Origin of the sequence: Streptomyces sp. NPDC057654 (genome assembly GCF_042800135.1) — a bacterium.
Classification (GTDB): Bacteria; Actinomycetota; Actinomycetes; order Streptomycetales; family Streptomycetaceae; genus Streptomyces.
On sequence record NZ_JBHVHQ010001090.1, the window covers coordinates 1 to 2498 of the forward strand.

A 2498-nucleotide genomic window follows, 5' to 3' on the forward strand; every position below is an offset into this window, starting at 1 on the left:
ACCCCATGCTGCTCGCCGAGCTGCCACCGGCCGCCGACGGCCGCCCCCGCCGGCTCGTCGGCCTCCCCGGAAACCCGCTCGCCGCCGTGGCCGGCACGGCGACCCTGGCCGTACCGCTGCTGCGCCGCCTCGGCGGACACACCGACGCGGAGCCGAAGAGGATGACCGCGGCCGCCGCGCTGCCCGGCCACCCCCGCGACACCCGGCTGCTGCCGGTGCGCCGCGTGGGGCACGAGGTGCTGCCGCTGCCGTTCGACGGCCCGGCGATGCTGCGCGGGCTGGCGCTCGCCGACGGCCTCGCGGCGGTCCCGCCCGGCGGCGCGGACGCGGGCGCCGAGGTGGAGATCCTGGACGTGCCCGGACGGTGAACGCGGGACCGGTGCGGACGTATCGGTCCGTACGGCTCAGGCCGCCGGTTCGACGGTGACCGCGACGTGCTTCATGATCGGCTGATCGCTCTGGGAGCTGTGGTCGACGAGCGCGCACAGTACGTTCATCTCGGGCATATAGCCGGCCGCGCAGCCGCGCGGGATGTCGTAAGGGACGGCGAGATAGCCGTGGAGATGCCGTTGGCTGCCGTCCCGCGCCGTGCTCGTGATGTCCACGGGGCCGAGGTCGCCGATGCCGCGGTCGCGCATGTCGGCGCGGTTCATGAAGACCAGCGTGCGCAGGTTCTTGATGCCGCGGTAGCGGTCGTCGTCGGAGTAGATCGTGGTGTTCCACTGGTCGTGGGAGCGCATCGTGCCGAGCGCCAGGGTGCCGGGGGCGGGCACGACGTCCGGGAGCGCGGCCGTGGAGAACTCGGCGCGGCCGGACGGGGTGAGGAAGACCAGTTCGCGGGCGGGCTGCTTGATGCGGAAGCCGAGGGGCAGGCGCACACGCCGGTTGAAGTCCTCGAAGCCGGGTAGGACGCGGGCCATGGTGTCGCGGATACGGTCGTAGTCCTCCACGTACCACTCCCAGCGCGTGGCGCTGCCGGGCAGCGCGGCGCGGGCGATGCCGGCGATGACGGCCGGCTCGGACAGCAGGTGCGGCGAGGCGGGCCGCTTCATGCCGACCGACAGGTGCACCATGCTCATCGAGTCCTCGACGGACGTGCTCTGGACGCCCTCGCGCTGATGGTCCTTCTCCGTGCGGCCGAGGCACGGCAGGATGACGGCCCGGCGGCCGTGGACGAGATGGCTGCGGTTCAGCTTGGTGCTCACCTGCACGGTGAGGTCGCAGTTGCGCAGCGCGGCGTACGTGGCCTCGGTGTCGGGCGCGGCGAGAGCGAAGTTGCCGCCCATACCGACGAACACCTTCACCGCGCCGCCGCGCATCGCCTCGATGGTGCCGACGGTGTCCAGACCGTGCTCGCGGGGCGGTTCGATGCCGCAGACCTCGGCGAGCCGGTCGAGGAAGGCGGCGGTGGGGCGGTGGTCGATGCCGCAGGTGCGATTGCCCTGCACATTGCTGTGGCCGCGTACGGGGGACGGGCCCGCGCCCTCGCGCCCCAGATTGCCGCGGAGCAGCAGCAGGTTGACGATCTCCCGGACGGTGTCGACGCCGTGCTCGTGCTGGCTCACCCCCAGGCACCAGCTGATGATGGAGCGGTCGGCCTCGCCGTACACACGCGCCGCCTTGAGAACGGCGTCGCGGGTCAGCCCCGACTGGGTCTCGATCTCCTCCCACGGCGTGGCCTCGCACAGCGCGCGGTACTCCTCGAAGCCGGTGGTGTGCCGGTCGATGAACTCCCGGTCCAGGGCCTTCGGGTCGGTCGCGGACTGCTCCAGGACCGCCTTGGCCATGCCGCGCAGCAGGGCCATGTCGCCGCCGATGCGCACCTGGAGGTTGAGGGAGCTGGTGGGGGTCGACTTGAAGAGGGCCATGTCCGTGAAGTCGTGCGGCACGATGGTGCGGGTGGCCGCCGCCTCGACGAGCGGATTGATGTGGACGATCCTGGCCCCGCGGCTGTAGGCCTCGGCGAGCGCGGTGAGCATCCGGGGCGCGTTGGACGCGGCGTTGACGCCCACGATGAACAGCGCGTCGGCGCTCTCCCAGTCCGCCAGGTCGACGGTCCCCTTGCCGGTCCCCAACGACGCCTGGAGGGCCCGGCCGCTGGCCTCGTGGCACATGTTGGAGCAGTCCGGCAGGTTGTTCGTACCCAGCTCGCGGGCCATCAACTGGTAGAGGAACGTGGCCTCGTTGCCGAGCCGCCCCGAGGTGTAGAACGACGCCTCATCCGGGCTGTCGAGGCCGCGCAGCGCGCCGCCGATCAGGGTGAACGCGTCCTTCCAGCCGATCGGGACGTAGTGGTCCGTATCGGCGTCGTAGACCATCGGCTCGGTCAGCCGGCCCTGGTTCTCCAGGTCGTGGTCGCTCCAGCCGGACAGCTCGGTCACCGAGTGCGCGGCGAAGAACTCGCGCCCGACCCGCTTACGGGTCATCTCCCAGGTGACGTGCTTGATCCCGTTCTCGCAGATGTCGAGGCGCAGGCCCTTGGTGTCGTCCGGCCACGC

At 71.7% G+C, this 2498-nt stretch carries 1 protein-coding gene and 1 pseudogene; one reads left to right on the forward strand and one right to left on the reverse strand.

Annotation, left to right across the window (positions count from 1 at the left end):
- A pseudogene (locus tag ACFU99_RS40775) lies at window positions 1-368 on the forward strand (molybdopterin molybdenumtransferase MoeA); the annotation flags it as partial.
- 36 nt (window positions 369-404) lie between these two features.
- Here the strand turns inward: ACFU99_RS40775 and ACFU99_RS40780 are convergent.
- Window positions 405-2498: FdhF/YdeP family oxidoreductase (locus tag ACFU99_RS40780; protein ID WP_384402979.1), on the reverse strand; the 2094-nt coding region annotated here is incomplete at its 5' end.